14 protein-coding genes and 1 tRNA gene are annotated in these 14649 nt (G+C 68.7%); 7 read left to right on the plus strand and 8 right to left on the minus strand.

The genetic code is table 11. The annotated features are described in order from the left end of the window. Positions 1-9: 9 nt before the first annotated feature. The gene (locus AC3ANK_RS11980; RefSeq protein WP_484171289.1) at positions 10-435 is read left to right on the plus strand and encodes a hypothetical protein; all 426 of its coding nucleotides are present in this window, start codon (positions 10-12) and stop codon (positions 433-435) included. Between the two features lie 57 nt (positions 436-492). Here the strand turns inward: AC3ANK_RS11980 and htpX are convergent, their stop codons facing one another. After that, positions 493-1389: a protease HtpX gene (gene htpX, locus AC3ANK_RS11985; protein WP_206861020.1), complete on the minus strand. Its 897-nt coding sequence runs from the start codon at positions 1387-1389 to the stop codon at positions 493-495. Between the two features lie 96 nt (positions 1390-1485). Here htpX and gluQRS point away from each other — a divergent pair, with 96 nt between their 5' ends. The 3 genes from gluQRS (at position 1486) to phaR (ending at position 3893) form a co-directional block, all read left to right on the plus strand. After that, complete coding sequence (gene gluQRS, locus AC3ANK_RS11990) at positions 1486-2379, plus strand: tRNA glutamyl-Q(34) synthetase GluQRS (RefSeq protein ID WP_484171290.1); 894 nt, start codon at positions 1486-1488, stop codon at positions 2377-2379. An 83-nt stretch (positions 2380-2462) separates the two neighbouring features. After that, positions 2463-3203: an acetoacetyl-CoA reductase gene (phbB, locus tag AC3ANK_RS11995; protein ID WP_206861022.1), complete on the plus strand. Its 741-nt coding sequence runs from the start codon at positions 2463-2465 to the stop codon at positions 3201-3203. Between the two features lie 195 nt (positions 3204-3398). Further along, the gene (gene phaR / locus AC3ANK_RS12000) at positions 3399-3893 is read left to right on the plus strand and encodes a polyhydroxyalkanoate synthesis repressor PhaR (RefSeq protein ID WP_206861023.1); all 495 of its coding nucleotides are present in this window, start codon (positions 3399-3401) and stop codon (positions 3891-3893) included. Between the two features lie 149 nt (positions 3894-4042). Here phaR and AC3ANK_RS12005 read toward each other — a convergent pair whose 3' ends face one another. Beyond that, on the minus strand, positions 4043-4996 hold the full coding sequence (locus AC3ANK_RS12005) for a M48 family metallopeptidase (RefSeq protein ID WP_206861024.1): 954 nt from the start codon (positions 4994-4996) through the stop codon (positions 4043-4045). A 58-nt stretch (positions 4997-5054) separates the two neighbouring features. After that, complete coding sequence (locus AC3ANK_RS12010; protein ID WP_484172873.1) at positions 5055-6854, minus strand: SUMF1/EgtB/PvdO family nonheme iron enzyme; 1800 nt, start codon at positions 6852-6854, stop codon at positions 5055-5057. 175 nt (positions 6855-7029) lie between these two features. On the opposite strand from AC3ANK_RS12010, the gene rnd reads away from it, so the two are divergent. Continuing rightward, complete coding sequence (rnd, locus tag AC3ANK_RS12015; protein WP_484171291.1) at positions 7030-8133, plus strand: ribonuclease D; 1104 nt, start codon at positions 7030-7032, stop codon at positions 8131-8133. 4 nt (positions 8134-8137) lie between these two features. On the opposite strand, the gene ppk2 is transcribed toward rnd, so the two are convergent. Then, entirely contained in the window at positions 8138-9049 is a 912-nt protein-coding gene (ppk2, locus tag AC3ANK_RS12020) for a polyphosphate kinase 2 (RefSeq protein ID WP_484172874.1), read from the minus strand. 177 nt (positions 9050-9226) lie between these two features. Here ppk2 and AC3ANK_RS12025 point away from each other — a divergent pair. Then, a tRNA-Ala gene (locus tag AC3ANK_RS12025) sits at positions 9227-9302 on the plus strand. A gap of 94 nt (positions 9303-9396) precedes the next feature. Here AC3ANK_RS12025 and AC3ANK_RS12030 read toward each other — a convergent pair. Beyond that, the gene (locus AC3ANK_RS12030) at positions 9397-9855 is read right to left on the minus strand and encodes a hypothetical protein (RefSeq protein WP_206861030.1); all 459 of its coding nucleotides are present in this window, start codon (positions 9853-9855) and stop codon (positions 9397-9399) included. 119 nt (positions 9856-9974) lie between these two features. Here AC3ANK_RS12030 and AC3ANK_RS12035 point away from each other — a divergent pair, with 119 nt between their 5' ends. Next, positions 9975-11036, plus strand: coding sequence for a serine hydrolase domain-containing protein (locus AC3ANK_RS12035; RefSeq protein WP_484171292.1), 1062 nt, complete (start codon positions 9975-9977; stop codon positions 11034-11036). 100 nt (positions 11037-11136) lie between these two features. Here the strand turns inward: AC3ANK_RS12035 and AC3ANK_RS12040 are convergent, their stop codons facing one another. The 3 genes from AC3ANK_RS12040 to lysA are packed head-to-tail and all read right to left on the minus strand — an operon-like array spanning position 11137 to position 14637. After that, positions 11137-11847, minus strand: a complete 711-nt coding sequence (locus AC3ANK_RS12040; RefSeq protein ID WP_484171293.1) for a M15 family metallopeptidase — start codon at positions 11845-11847, stop codon at positions 11137-11139. Next, complete coding sequence (locus tag AC3ANK_RS12045) at positions 11847-13406, minus strand: serine hydrolase (RefSeq protein WP_484171294.1); 1560 nt, start codon at positions 13404-13406, stop codon at positions 11847-11849. The genes AC3ANK_RS12040 and AC3ANK_RS12045 overlap by 1 nt, the downstream gene beginning before the upstream one ends. Further along, complete coding sequence (lysA, locus tag AC3ANK_RS12050) at positions 13396-14637, minus strand: diaminopimelate decarboxylase (RefSeq protein ID WP_484171295.1); 1242 nt, start codon at positions 14635-14637, stop codon at positions 13396-13398. The genes AC3ANK_RS12045 and lysA overlap by 11 nt, the downstream gene beginning before the upstream one ends. Positions 14638-14649: the final 12 nt, after the last annotated feature.

The raw sequence follows: 14649 nt of genomic DNA on the forward strand, positions 1-14649 counted from the left end.
GGCGTCGACGTGTTCGAAAGATTGCGCCCTCCCAGGCTCAACGCTCTTTTGATCGGCGTGCCCCTGGGCCTCTCGGGCGGGCTGGACGTGGACCGCACGGCGGCATTCGCACATCCCGGTGCCGATGCGCACTGGCCGCTGATCGCTGGCATCTGGCTGATCTTTCCGCCCCTCGCAACATTACTCGGCATCCGGTCGCGACGAGGCCGCCCATCGCGATGGCAGCGCGCCATCGCGCCATACCTCGATATCCATCAGTTCCTGTTCTGGACGCTGATGTCGCTCGGACTGAGCCAGTTGTATGACGTCCAGCCTCGTGCCCAGCCCGCCGGACATGTCCCGGGCGTGTTCTTCATCGCCTGCGCGGCCGGGTTCCTGATCGCCGGTTTGATCGAGCGACGCATGACGACCGCAGCATCGGCGCGTACCAGATAACTCCTGAAACAAAAAGCCCGCCGGAAGGCGGGCTTGCTTGCTGACTTATGCGGGCAGTCAGCCCACCACCGTGCCCCGCACCTGCTCCATCGGCGCATTGCGCAGGGCCAGGATGCGCTCTTCCAGCGGCGGGTGGCTCAGGAACAGGCGACGCAGGCCGTGGCCCACGGCGCCGCTGATGCCGAACGCCTGCACCGTCTTGGGCAGCGTGCTTTCGCCGTAGGTCATCGACAGGCGCTGCAGCGCGGCGATCATCTTCTCGCGGCCGGCCAGTCGGGCGCCGCCGGCGTCGGCGCGGAACTCGCGGTGACGCGAGAACCACATCGCGATCATGCTCGCGAACAGGCCGAACACCATGTCGAGCACGAACACGATGGCGAAGTAGCCCAGGCCCGGGCCGCCTTCGCGGTTGCCGCTGAGGTAGCTGTCGATCACGCGGCCGACCACGCGCGCCAGCACGATCACGAACGTGTTCAGCACACCCTGGATCAGCGCCATCGTCACCATGTCGCCGTTGGCGACGTGGCTGACTTCGTGGCCGAGCACGGCTTCGGCTTCGTCGCGGTTCATCGCGCGCAGCAGGCCGGTGGACACGGCGACCAGCGAGTTGTTGCGGCTCGGGCCGGTGGCGAAGGCGTTGATTTCCGGCGCGTCGTAGATGGCGACTTCGGGCATCTTGATGCCCGCCGCTTCCGCCTGGCGGCGCACGGTGCTGACCAGCCACTGTTCGGACTCGTTGCGCGGCTGCTCGATCACGTGCGCGCCGGTGGAGCGCTTGGCGACCCACTTGGAGATCATCAGCGAGAACAGCGAACCGCCGAAGCCGAACACCGTCGCCATCACCAGCAGGCCGGAGAACGTGCGCGGATCGACGCCGAGGATCGACATGACGATGCTCAGCAGGATCAGGACCGCGAAATTGGTGGCAAGGAACAGGAACAGACGCTTGAACATGATGGGAACCTTCCGCGCACCACGCGCGGCATGTCGGAAAAATGTGGCACGCTCGCGTTGAATTCAAGTGAAACCGCGACCCGCCGACGACCCGCCGTGACGACTTCCCCTGGCCCTTCCGGCTATCGCGGGCGATTCGCCCCTTCTCCGACCGGCGATCTGCATTTCGGTTCCCTGCTCGCCGCCTTCGGCAGCTGGCTGCTGGCGCGCCGCGCCGGCGGGCGCTGGCTGGTGCGCGTGGAGGACCTGGATCCGCCGCGTGAAGTCGAAGGCGCCGCTCGTCGGCAACTCGACGCGCTGCACGCGTTCGGCCTGGAACCGGACGAGGAGATCGTCTGGCAGAGCCGGCGCCCGGCGCTGTACGAGGCGGCGCTGCAGCGGCTGCTCGACGAAGGCCGCGCCTTCCATTGCCATTGCAGCCGGACCGACCTTGCCACCGTGTCAGGGATCCACCGCAGGTGCGTCGCGCGCCACACGCGGCCCGATCCGGCGGTGCGCCTGCGCGTGGAGGATGGCAGCGTCGTGACGTTCGACGACGCGATCCGCGGACATGTCGAACAGGACGTGTCGCGCGAGGTCGGCGATTTCGTGCTCAGGCGCGCCGACGGGTTCTGGGCCTACCAGCTGGCGGTGGTGGTGGACGACGCCGATCAGGACATCACCGACGTGGTGCGCGGCGCCGACCTGCTCGATTCGACGCCGCGACAGATCCTGCTGCAGCGCGCGCTCGGCCTGCCGACGCCGCGCTACGCGCACCTGCCGCTGGTGCTGGGGCCGGACGGGCGCAAGCTGTCCAAGTCGGATGCGGCGCAGCCGGTGGATCCGGCCGATCCGCTCACGACCTTGCGCGCGGCATGGCTCCGGCTCGGGCAGGCACCGCAGGCGCTGGCCGAGGCCCGCGACGTGCCCGACCTGCTGGCCCGCGCGACGACGGCGTTCGACCCGTCGCGCATTCCGCCACGCGACGGCGCACCGCACGAAATGTCATGAGCGTCGCGCACGATCCGGCGATTGCCTTGACCATAGAATCGTCATGGGTCGCGCGTCGTGCGGACCCGTCCAGGAGATCCCCCATGCAGTCTCGCGTCGCCCTCGTCACCGGCGGTACCGGCGGTATCGGCAGCTCGATCGTCCAGCGCCTTTCGGCCATGGGGCATCGCGTCGCCACGAACTACCGCGACGAGGCGCGTGCCCTCGCCTGGCAGGCGAAGATGCGCGAGCGCGGCGTCGAGGTGGTGCTGGCGCGCGGCGACGTGTCCTCGCCCGACGAGGCGCAGGCGCTGGTCGACGACATCGAACGCCAGCTCGGGCCGATCGAGATCCTGGTGAACAACGCCGGCATCACCCGCGATTCCACCTTCCACCGCATGACGCCGGTGCAGTGGAACGAGGTGATCGGCACCAATCTCAATTCCTGCTTCAACGTGACCCGTCCGGTCATCGAGGGCATGCGCGAGCGCAAGTGGGGGCGGATCGTGCAGATCAGCTCCATCAACGGCCTCAAGGGCCAGTATGGCCAGGCGAACTACGCCGCCGCCAAGGCCGGCATGCACGGCTTCACGATTTCCCTGGCGCGCGAGAACGCCCGCTTCGGCATCACCGTGAACACCGTTTCGCCCGGCTACGTGGCCACCGACATGGTGATGGCGGTGCCGGAGGACGTGCGGGCGAAGATCGTCGCCGAGATCCCCACCGGGCGCCTGGGCACGCCGGACGAGATCGCCTATGCGGTGTCGTTCCTGGTCGCCGAGGAAGCGGCGTGGATCACCGGCTCGAACCTCGACATCAACGGCGGCCACCACATGGGCTGGTGAGGCGCGCGTCCGGTGTTCGCGCCGCCGGCGTGTCGTTTCCGGGAACGTTTTCAAGCGCTTTCAGCCTGCGTTGCCGGTCGCGACGGCGCCTTCCCCATTCACCCGACCGCGCCTGCCGACCGTGCCCGGCGGCAGTTGCAAGGCCCGCCGGGCTGCGCCATGCTGCGAAGCATCACGATTTAGAGCCGATGCTCCATGGCCTCGATGCGCGTCATCAAGAAGTATCCGAACCGCCGGCTCTACGACACCGAGATTTCGAGTTACATCACCATCGAGGACGTTCGACAGCTCATCGTCGACGGCGAGGAGTTCGAGGTGCGCGACGCCCGCACCGGCGACGACCTGACCCGCCAGGTGCTGCTGCAGATCATCGCCGAGCACGAACAGGACGGCGAACCGGTCCTCTCGACCCAGCTGCTGAGCCAGATCATCCGCTTCTACGGCGACTCGCTGCAGGGCTTCATGGGCAGCTACCTGGAGCGGTCGATGCAGGTCTTCCTCGACCAGCAGCAGCAGTTCCGCAACCAGATGGGCGGCATCCTCGGCCAGACCCCGTGGGCGCTGATGAACCAGCTCACCGAGCGCAATCTGCAGATGTGGAACGAGTTCCAGCGCAACCTGTCCGGCAGCGTCGGCCAGAGCACCACGCCGCCGCCGAACAAGGCCAAGGGCGGCGAGCAGAAGCGCTGAGTTCGCCCGTCGTCCTGGCGCATGACGGACCGAGGGCGAAGATGTCGCGGAATGACGACGCGAGCGTTTGTAGCGAGCTTTTGTAGCCCGGGTAGGCGAAGCGCACCCGGGTTCACCGACGCGGTGCCTTGCCTTCGCGCCGGCGCGCCTCAGCGCACCGCCGTCGCCGCCACCGCCGTCTTCGCCCCCGCCCCGCAATACTGCGCCCGGAACTGCTCCGCCTGCGGCATCAGCGATTGCAGCACCTGGATGCGGTTGGCCGGGTCCGGATGGGTGGAGGCGAATTCCGGCGGGCGTTCGCCGCCGCCGAGTTCGGACATGCGCTCCCACAGCGGGATCGCCGCATTCGGGTCGTAGCACGCCGCCGCGGCGAGCATCAGCCCGACCTTGTCCGCCTGCGTCTCGTGGTTGCGCCCGTACGGCAGGATGAAACCGTACTGCGCGCCGGCGCCGAGCGCCGCCATCACCGCCTGCTGCTGTTGCGGGTCCATGCCGCCGATCGCCATGCCGGCCGCCATCTGTCCCATCTGCACCAGCTTCTGCTGGGCCATTCGCTGGCTGCCGTGGCGCAGCAGTGCGTGGGCGATCTCGTGGCCCATCACCACCGCCATCGCATCGGCGTTCTGCGCGATCGGGATCAGCCCGGTGTAGACGGCCATCTTCCCGCCCGGCAGGCAGAACGCGTTCGCCTGGTCGGACTGGATCACCGCCACGTCCCACTGGAACTGCTGGTGCTCGGTCGGCACCTGCTGCTGGTTCTGCGCGGCCAGCGTCGCGGTCACCTCGGGCACGCGCTGGATCAGCCGCTGCGCGATCTGGCGGATCTGCACGCTCGCCTGCGAATCGGCCGGCAACAGCGCGCCCTGCGCGTTGGCATCGCCCAGCACCTGCTGGAACGCCTGCGCGCCCAGCTGCACTTCCTCGTCGGCGGTGGTGCCGTAGTGGGCCTTCTCGCCCGTGTACGGATCCACTCGCGCATTGCCGAACCACTGCCACGCCGCGTAACCGGCGAACAGGATCAGGATCCACCAGCGGATCCCGCCAAAGCCACGGCGTGGACGGCCCTGTTGCTGCCGAGCCCCGCCAAACGGGTCGATCCTCATCTGCGCCTCCTCTTCCGTCCCTGGTCAGTGTGCGGCCGCGTCGCGGCCGGATCGATGCTCAGATGTCGCGCACCACGCGGAACCCTATCCGCGCGGTCGTGTTGTTGGCGTCACTGCCCTGTCGCCAGGCCGAACGCATTTCCTCCGGCGCGCTGGTCCACGAGCCGCCCCGTACCACACGGGAACGGCAGCCGGGATTGAGCCAGGCCTCGCCGCCGCGCGGGGCGCGACGGAAGCTGTCGTGCCAGCAGTCGGCGACCCATTCGCTGACGTTGCCGACCATGTCGTGCAGTCCCCAGGCGTTGGGCTGGTAGGTTCCGACCGGCGCCGGCCCCCACGCGCCATCGCCATACCCCGGGAACGCATTGCGCCAGCGCCGACCGCTCGGGGAGACGTCCGCGCCGCCGGTGAAGTTGCCGATCCGCAGCGGCGGCGGGCCTTCGCCCCACGGGTAACGTCCGCGATTGCCGGCCCGCAGTGCGTATTCGAATTCCGCCTCGCTCGGCAGCCGGTAGCGCTCGCCGGTCTGCGCCGACAGCCATTCGGCGTAGGCCAGCGCGTCCTTCGCGCTGACGTGGAGCACCGGCATGTCGTCGCGCGCGGGCTGGCCGACGTAGTCCGACTGCCAGTCCACGTTGCCGCGACGCACCAGGTTGCCGCTGCGTTCGTCGTAGGCGGTCGAATAGCCGCGCCGGCTGGCGCGCGCGCGATGCTTGGTGGCCTGCATGAAGCGGCGGAACTCGCCCACGGTGATCTCGGTCCGCGACATCGCCAGGCCGCGCTCGAAACGGATATTGCGCGCCGGACGCTCGGATTCCTGCCCTTCGTTCTCCTCCGAGCCCATGCGGAACGCGCCGTGGGGAATCACCACCATCTGCGGCCCGCGCCCGCCGCCCTGCATCGCGTCGGTGAACACCTGCCCCGGGCGGAACAGGCCGTAATGCGTCGCCAGGTCGATGCGCTCGCGCAACTCGCGCGTGGCCGGATCGCCGGCCGGCGCGATGCGCAGCATCACCGCGAGATGGCGCCGCGCTTCGTCGATGCCGCCCTGCCGCATCAGCGCCGCCATGCCGGCGTCGCGCAACGCGTTGACGCGCACGATGCGCTGCATCGCCATCCGCCCGCGCGCGTCCTCCACGCTGGGCGCGTCGGGACGCACCTTCGCGGCGATGTCGAGTTCGCGTTCGGCCGTAACGTAATCGTCGCGATCGGCCGCGAGCTCGGCGCGGCGGATCAGCGCGCTCTCGACGGCGGCGATGCCCTGGTTGGCGCGCATGTCGCCCGGCCGGAGTTCGAGCGCCTGGCGGAAATGCGTCAGCGCATGCCCCGCCTCGCCGCCGACGCCGAGGCGACCGGCGTTGAGCGCTTCCTCGCCCAGGCGGTTGGCTTCCTGCGCTTCGTCGGCGCGATCCAGTCGCGCGAGGTATTCGACGATGTCGACGTTGCCCGGCGCGACGGCGCGCGCGACGGCGGCGATCTCGTGCGCGCGGCGCAGCGAGAGCGGATCGCGGTCGAGCGCGGCCAGCGCCTCGTCGCCGCTGGCGATCAGCCGCTTCAGCGAGCGATCGAACCCGGCGTTGGCCGCAGCGTCTTCCGGATCGAAACGGCGCAGCGCGTAATACAGCGGGATCGCATCCTCCGCCCCGCCGAACAGCCGGCCGCGCGACAGCGCCTGTGAGGCTTTTTCCTTCAGCTCTGCGACGTTTTCGTCCGTCACCTGCACGGCCGGCACGCGCCACGGCGGCACCGGTGACACCGCCTGGTCGGCGCTGATGGTGACGATCGGGGTGCGTGCGCCCGCGCCGTCGCGCGCAGGCGAGGACGCATCGCGCGAGCATCCCGCCGCCACCAGTGCCATCACCGCGATGCCGGCGGTCAAAGGCAATGCGCGCAAACGTCCTCCTCGCCTCCTGGGCAGATCATGCGGGTGGTCATGGGTCCGGCCTTCACGGACCGCGATGCCGGGAGCCCCGAAAGTAGGCTATTGTCGCCCGCCCCGGCAACCGCCGCCGAATCGTCCGTTCACCGCTGACATGCCCGTCGCCTGGATCAACGACCCCGCCGAACTGCGGGCCCGCTTCGCATCAAAGCCGGCGCGCATCGGCCTGGACACCGAATTCATCCGCGAACGCACCTATTGGCCGCAACTGGCGCTGGTGCAGATCGCGCTGGGCGATGCGGGCGGCGAGCCGGACATCCTGCTGATCGATCCGCTGGTGCCCGGCATGCTGCAGGCGCTGACGCCGATCCTCGCCGACGAGGCGATCGTCAAGGTCATGCACAGCCCGAGCGAGGACCTGGTGGCGTTCAGGCATGCGTGCGACGTCGTGCCCAAGCCGCTGTTCGACACGCAACTCGCCGCGGCGCTGACCGGGGTCGGCGGCGGCCTGGGCTACCAGAAGCTGGTCGAGCAGCTCACGGGCGTGGTGCTGCCCAAGGGTGAGACGCGGTCGGACTGGCTGCGTCGCCCGCTCTCGCCATCGCAGCTGGAATACGCCGCCGACGACGTCCGCCACCTGTTCGAACTGCACGACCAGCTGGACCATCGTCTGGGCGAACTCAATCGTCGCGAATGGCTGGCCGAGGACGCCGCGCGTACCGTGTTCAACGCCGAGCACGAAGCGCCCGAGCGCTGGCCGCACGCGTCGATGCGCAGCGCGCAGTTCCTCGACCGCGATGCCCAGTTGCGCCTGCTGCGGCTGCTGCGCTGGCGCGACGTGTACGCGCGCCAGAACGACCGTCCGCGCAGCTGGATCCTCGACAACGAACTGGCGGTCACGCTCGCGCGCACGCCGCCGGTCGATCGCGCCGGACTGCAGCGCACGCTCGACGCGATTCCCAAGTCGCCGCGCCGCCTCACCGATGCGATCTGGTCCGCGCTGAACACGCCACTGTCCGACGAAGGCGACGCGCCCGACGCCGTGCAGTCCGAACAGCGCGACAAGCAGCGCCTGCGCAAACTGCAGGACGCCGTCGCCGTGCGCAGCGCCGAACTCGGCCTGCCCGACGGCGTGCTCGCCTCGCGCCGCTGGCTGGAAGTGCTGATGGACCAGGGCGAATGGCCCGAAGCGCTGGCTGGCTGGCGCCGCCGGGCGCTGGAGCCCGGACTGGCGCCGCTGCTCGCGCAGGCGCGCTGAAGCCCTACACCGCCGCCAGTTGTGCGAATCGACGTGAGCGATCGCCCGCAAGCGGGCCGTCGCCGTCCTCGTACGCGCGCGAGGCCGGGCTGACGATGAACGGATCCGGCTCGCCGATCGCGTCGCGATCCCTGGCGGTGTAGTCGAACGCGTCCAGTACCACGCGCATCGCGTTGATCCGCGCGCGCTTCTTGTCGTCGGAACGGATCACCGTCCATGGTGCATCCGGCGTGTCGGTCGCGACGAACATCGCCTCCTTCGCGCGCGTGTATTCGTCCCATTTGTCGAGCGAGGCCAGGTCGACCGGCGAGAGCTTCCACTGCTTCAGCGGATCCTTCCTGCGCTGCGCGAAACGGCGGTGCTGCTCGGCGCGGCTCACCGAGAACCAGAACTTGAACAGCCGCACGCCGCTGCGCACGAGCATGCGTTCGAAGTTCGGGCACTGGTGGATGAACTCCAGGTACTCGTCGGTCGAGCAGAACCCCATCACCCGCTCCACGCCGGCGCGGTTGTACCAGGAGCGGTCGAACAGCACGATCTCGCCCGCCGCCGGCAGGTGTTCGACGTAACGCTGGAAATACCACTGCGAGCGCTCGGTATCGCTGGGTTTCTCCAGCGCGACCACGCGCGCGCCGCGCGGGTTCAGGTGCTCCATGAAGCGCTTGATCGCCCCACCCTTGCCGGCCGCGTCGCGTCCCTCGAACAGGATGACCACCCGCTGTCCGGAGCCTTTCACCCACGCCTGCCATTTCAGCAGTTCGATCTGCAGCCCGCGCTTCTCGCGCTCGTAGCGGACACGGGACATGCGGGCGCCGGGCGCGGCGTCGGGCTGCCGGTCGCCGCCGTCGGCGATCCTCGGGCCGTGGGTGTCGGTCGACGGCACGTCGATCGACGCGGTTTCGCGATGTTCCTGCATGGACACGGGACCTCCTGCGATGGGAAAACCGCACTGTCCCGCCGCGGCCCGGCACCGCGCTTGAGCCCGATCAATCGTCCGCCGGCTCGCTGCTGAGCCGATGTCTCCCCTCCGGGCCCGATTCCCGCCCGGGGGCTAGCGCACCGCCGCATCGCCCGCTAGAATTTGCACCTTCGTGGGGCGGTAGCTCAGCTGGGAGAGCGTCGCGTTCGCAATGCGAAGGTCGGGAGTTCGATCCTCCTCCGCTCCACCACTCATCCAGCCAGGACAGCGCGTTACGCCTCAGGCGTTACGCGCTGTTTTGCCATGGGGCCCCGGAATGCACGAGACCCGGGAATGCCCGACCTTCAGCCCGCCGACTTCCCGCGGAACTCGGCGACCACTTCCTCCGGCGTCGGGTTCGCCTTCGCGCGGCCGTTGACGTAGACGATGGGCACCGGGCCGTTCATCACCGACATCACGCGCGAGGCTTCCTCGGGCGAGGTGAGGCTGTTGTAGCTCGCCTGGTCGGTGCGGACGTAGGCGATGCGCTGCTTCGAAAGATGGCTGACCAGTTGCTCGGTGCGACGCGCGGCGTCGGAGGTGCAGTGCTTCGGCGCGAACACGATGACGCCCCGCGACGGCACGCCATCGGGCATGGGCATCGCCTGGAAGCCCTGCGCGCTCGCGTCGCCCGCAGCGGACGAGCCGACGCGCTCGGCAACCCACGCCTTCGGGTCCACGCGTCCGCTGTCGATGTAGGTTTTCCACACGCCCACGCCCGCCACCAGCACCAGCGCGCCGACGCATGCCTTCACTGCGTTCATCCCGTTCCCCTCGCGAATGTGCGGCGTGTGCAGCCGCGATCTTCCCTGCGCGGCACGAGGCCGCCCCCTTCGTGACGGCAGCCTCGCATACCCGGACCCGCGCCGGCTACCATGCGTCGATGCGCATCCATCACTGGCTTACGGGCGCCGCCCTGCTGCTCGCCGGTTGCGCGAGCGGAGGGACGCGAATGCAGCACGACATCGACGCGCTCATGCGCGATTACCAGGGCCGCGTGCCCGGCGCGAGCGTGCTCGTGCTGCGTGACGGCCAGCCGCTGGTGCGGCGGGCGCATGGCATGGCGAACCTTGAGGACGGCACCGCGGCCACACCGCAGACGAACTACCGACTGGCTTCGGTGAGCAAGCAGTTCACTGCCGTCGCGGTGCTGCTGCTGATCGAGGATGGACGGCTGAAGCTGGACGACCGCATCGGCCAGTACCTGCCCGGCCTGCCCGCCGCAACGAACGCCATCACCCTCCGCCACCTGCTCACGCACACGTCCGGCCTGATCGATTACGAGGACGTGATGGACCCCGCCGACACGCGGCAGGTGCACGATGCCGATGTCCTCACGTTGCTGCAGTCGCAGGACCGCACCTACTTCGCGCCCGGCACCGGATACCGCTACAGCAACAGCGGCTATGCGCTGCTGGCGCTGATCGTCGAACGCGCATCGAACCAGCGCTACGCGCGGTTCCTGCACGATCGCATCTTCCAGCCGCTTGGCATGCGCGATACCGTCGCCCACGAGGCCGGCGTGTCCGAAGTCGCGCATCGCGCGTACGGCTACAGTTTCGAGAACGGCGCGTGGACGCGCACCGACCAGAGCACGACCAGCGCGGTGCTGGGCGATGGTGGCATCTATTCGTCCATCGACGACCTGGCGAAGTGGGACGCCGCGCTTTACGACGGGCGCCTGCTGTCCGCGCAATCGCTGCGGCAGGCCTTCACGCCGGCCACGCCGACCGACGATCCGCAGGTGGAATACGGCTTCGGCTGGCGCATCACAGGCGATTCGCTGTGGCATTCGGGCGAGTCCATCGGCTTTCGCAACGTCATCGTGCGCTGGCCGCAGCGGCGCCTGACCGTGGTGATGCTGACCAATCGCGACGATCCGGAGCCTTACGAGCTTGCGAAGAGGATCGGCGCACTGGCGATGGGCGAAACCGCGACGAATTGACGCGTGTCGTTGTAGCGCAGGCAAGCGAAGCGCACCCGGGGCGCAGAGACGGCGGCATTCCCGGGTGCGCTTCGCTTACCCGGGCTACAAGAGCAGGAACTCATTCGATCGGCACGTCGAAGAATCGCTTCGGCGCCGGCTCCGGATCGAGCGTGAAGTACCACCACTCCATCGGGTAATTCTTCAGTCCCGCACGCGCCATCGCAGCACGCAGGCGATCGCGGTTGGCGCGCTGCTCCGGCGTCGCGTGCGGCGAATCGGTATTGGCGAGCGGATCGAAGAAATCGAACCCGGTGCCCATGTCGAGCGGCGTACATGCGCCCGCGGTGTCGCAACGCATCAGCGTCAGATCGATCGTCGCGCCACGGCTGTGCCCGGAGGTCGGCGAGATGTAGCCGCCCAGCAGATCGGGCTTCTCCAGCGCCGGATAGAAGCGTGCCTTCGTGCGCTCATCCGCGTTGTTCGCCCATGCCACGAACGAACGCACCGCACGCGCGGGACGGTAGCAGTCGAAGATGCGAAGGCGGAAACCTTCCGCGCGCAGCGCGGTTTCGGCGCGCTGGATCGCCTTAGCCGCCGGTTCCAGCAGGTAGCAACGCGGTGCGCCGTAGCCGTCCACCGTCGCGCCGGTGAAGTTGTTGCTGCCGGCGTAGCGCATGTCCAGGTCGATGTCGGGCACGAGCGTGCGGATATCGACGAGTCCGGCGGCTTCGGGCGTGGTCGCGGGATCGATCTCCATCCGCGGCGTCGACGCGCATGCCGCCAATGCGAGCGTGGCGAACGCGATCGCCAGGCATGCAATGTGACGCATCAGGGGCAATCCCCCACCCGTTCGAACGCAAGGTCCTCGTAGTCGTAGCTGAAATCGGCCTGCGGATCGACCTTCGCCAGGCGCATGCCACCCTCGTTGAAGTCGAGCCACGCTTCCGCATCGACGCTCGGTTCGTTCCAGTCGATGAGCCAGCGATCGCCGACGCGCTGCACCACGCCATCGAGCAGCGGCGACTTGCGCGCGCGGAACCGCACGGCATTGCCATCGCGGCACAGCGTCGCTTCGCCGAACCACGGATCGCGATACGCGCCGAGTCGCGGCGACAACTCCTTCGCGGTGGCGCGCCGGCGACGCGACGTGTCCGGCGCCTTTTCGGCGACCGGTCGCGCGGCTTCCTCCTCGTCCAGCAACCGCGCGTAATGCGCGACAGACAATGCCGGATCGTTGGACGTGTAGCGCTTCACCAGCACCTGGGTCAGCACGGTGCGCGCTTCGTCGCCTTCGCCGTTGATCAGGATGACGAAGCCCACGCCCTTGTCGGGCAGCATCGTCACGGCCGAGTACATGCCCATCAACGTGCCGGTGTGCGCGACCTTGAACACGCCATCGACGTCGGCGAGGCGCCAGCCGTAACCATAGGCGGCGAAATGGCTGCGATCCCATTCGCGCATGCGTCTGGAGACCGGCATCGGCATCTGCGGCGCCCACAATGCCTGGCGCTGCTCCTGCGAAAGCCAGCCCGCGTTGGCGGGTTCGGGCTTCAGCCAGTTCGCGGTCCAGCGGAGCATGTCGTCGAGGCTGCAGCGCACGCCGCCGGCGGGGTCCATCGTCGTCGCGGGAACGATATCGCCATCGCTGCGCACGGGCACGTTGCGCTGGCCTTCGCGGCGATGCGGCTGGGCGACGTTGCCAACCTCGATGCGATTCCACTGCCCGACCTGGCAACGCGACATGCCCAGGGGTTCGAACACTTCGCGACGCACCAGCGTTTCATACGGCGCACCGCCCGCCGCCGCGGCGACTTCGCCCGCGACGATGTACATCAGGTTGTCGTAGTCGTAACCGGAACGGAAACTCCGGTACGGCTTGAGATACCCGAGCCCATGGATGATGTCCGCGCGCGTGAACGTGTTCGGCTCCGGCCACAGCATCAGGTCGCCGGCACCTGCGCGCAGGCCGCTGTTGTGGATCAGCAGGTCGCGCACCTGCATTTCGCGACCGACCCATGCGTCATGCATGCGGAAGTCCGGAAGCCACTTCACCACCGGGTCGTCCCAGCGCAGCTTGCCGGCATCGACCAGGCGCGCGAGCGTCGCCGTCGTCATCGACTTCGTATTGGAGGCGACCTTGAAGAGGGTCTGCGAGTCGATCCTGTCGCCCTCGCCCTCCACGAGTTCGCCGGCGGTGCGCGAATACACCACGCGCCCATCCTCGACGATCCCCAGCGCAAGCCCTGGCAGGCGGTAGCGCGCGAACACGTCCTCGAAGATCGCATCGACCGCCTCGCGGTCCGAGGCCGATGACGCCGCGCCGCAGACGGCCGGCAGGCACGCCAGCCACAACGAAAGCGCGAACGCGACGATCCGGTCAGGTTTCATGCCATGCCTGCGCGAGTTGTTCGCCGGCCATCATCTCCGCGAGCGTCTGGCGCCGGCGCACGATGGCGTAGCGGCCATCGTCCAGCAGCACTTCCGCGGGCAGCGGCCGGGAGTTGTAGGTGGACCCCATGGACGCACCGTACGCGCCGGCGCCGCCGATCATCAACAGGTCGCCGGCCTCGCAGCGCGCCATCGTGCGGCCCTGCGCGAAGGTGTCGCCGGTTTCGCACACCGGGCCGACTACGTCGTACGCCACCTCGGCCTCGGCGCGGCCGTGGAGCGGGACGATCTCGTGCCACGCGTCGTAGAGCGAAGGCCGCAGCAGGTCGTTCATCGCCGCATCCACGACGAGGAAATGGCGATCGGTTCCATGCTTCACGCGGATCGCCCGCGTCACCAGCACGCCGGCCTCGCCGACGAGATAACGGCCGGGCTCGAGCGCGAGCGTGCCCTGGAAACCGGCGAACGTCTCGCGCACCAGCGCGGCGTAGTCGGCGATGTCGATGGGCCGGTCGATGCCCGGCCGATAGACCACGCCCAGGCCGCCGCCGATGTCGACGCTGGCGATGGCATGGCCGGCTTCGACCAGTTCGCGACGGAACGCTTCCACGCGTTGCAGCGCCATGCGGAAGGGTTCGAGGTCGAGGATCTGCGAACCGATGTGCGCGTGCAGCCCATCGAGCCGCACGTGGCTCAGCGACGCCGCCTGCGAGAACCAGCGGCGCGCTTCGTCGATGGACACGCCGAACTTGTTCTCGGCCTTGCCGGTGGAAATCTTGGCGTGCGTGCGCGCATCCACGTCGGGGTTGATGCGCACCGCCGCGCGCGCAGACGCGCCGCGTGCCTGCGCCACGTGCTGCAGCAGCTGCAGTTCGTCGGCGGATTCGACGTTGAACCGCCACACGCCCGCGGACAGCGCGGCGTCGATTTCCTCCGCCGTCTTGCCGACGCCGGAGAACACGATGCGGTCCGCGGCGATGCCTGCCTTCAGGCTGCGCTGCATCTCGCCGAGCGAGACGATGTCCGCGCCGACGCCGTGGCCGGCCATCAGCTGCAATATCGCGAGATTGGGGTTGGCCTTGACCGCGTAGCAGATGCGGATGTCGAGGCCGCGGAAGGCGTTCTGCAGGCCGGCGATCCGCGCGCGGATCATGTCGGCCGAGTATGCGTAGAACGGCGTGTGGACGTGACGCGCGATCGCGTCCAGTTCGCCGGGATGGAAGTTCGACAAGGCCCGTCCCTG

The organism is Lysobacter sp. SCRH-1R (assembly GCF_057747855.1).

Bases quoted from the DNA above. Each gene is read 5' to 3' on its own strand.
- htpX (WP_206861020.1), bottom strand. From the start codon at position 1,389: ATGTTCAAGCGTCTGTTCCTGTTCCTTGCCACCAATTTCGCGGTCCTG.
- phbB (WP_206861022.1), top strand. From the start codon at position 2,463: ATGCAGTCTCGCGTCGCCCTCGTCACCGGCGGTACCGGCGGTATCGGC.
- phaR (WP_206861023.1), top strand. From the start codon at position 3,399: ATGGCCTCGATGCGCGTCATCAAGAAGTATCCGAACCGCCGGCTCTAC.
- AC3ANK_RS12005 (WP_206861024.1), bottom strand. From the start codon at position 4,996: ATGAGGATCGACCCGTTTGGCGGGGCTCGGCAGCAACAGGGCCGTCCA.
- AC3ANK_RS12010 (WP_484172873.1), bottom strand. From the start codon at position 6,854: ATGGCACTGGTGGCGGCGGGATGCTCGCGCGATGCGTCCTCGCCTGCG.
- rnd (WP_484171291.1), top strand. From the start codon at position 7,030: ATGCCCGTCGCCTGGATCAACGACCCCGCCGAACTGCGGGCCCGCTTC.
- ppk2 (WP_484172874.1), bottom strand. From the start codon at position 9,049: ATGCAGGAACATCGCGAAACCGCGTCGATCGACGTGCCGTCGACCGAC.
- AC3ANK_RS12030 (WP_206861030.1), bottom strand. From the start codon at position 9,855: ATGAACGCAGTGAAGGCATGCGTCGGCGCGCTGGTGCTGGTGGCGGGC.
- AC3ANK_RS12035 (WP_484171292.1), top strand. From the start codon at position 9,975: ATGCGCATCCATCACTGGCTTACGGGCGCCGCCCTGCTGCTCGCCGGT.
- AC3ANK_RS12040 (WP_484171293.1), bottom strand. From the start codon at position 11,847: ATGCGTCACATTGCATGCCTGGCGATCGCGTTCGCCACGCTCGCATTG.
- AC3ANK_RS12045 (WP_484171294.1), bottom strand. From the start codon at position 13,406: ATGAAACCTGACCGGATCGTCGCGTTCGCGCTTTCGTTGTGGCTGGCG.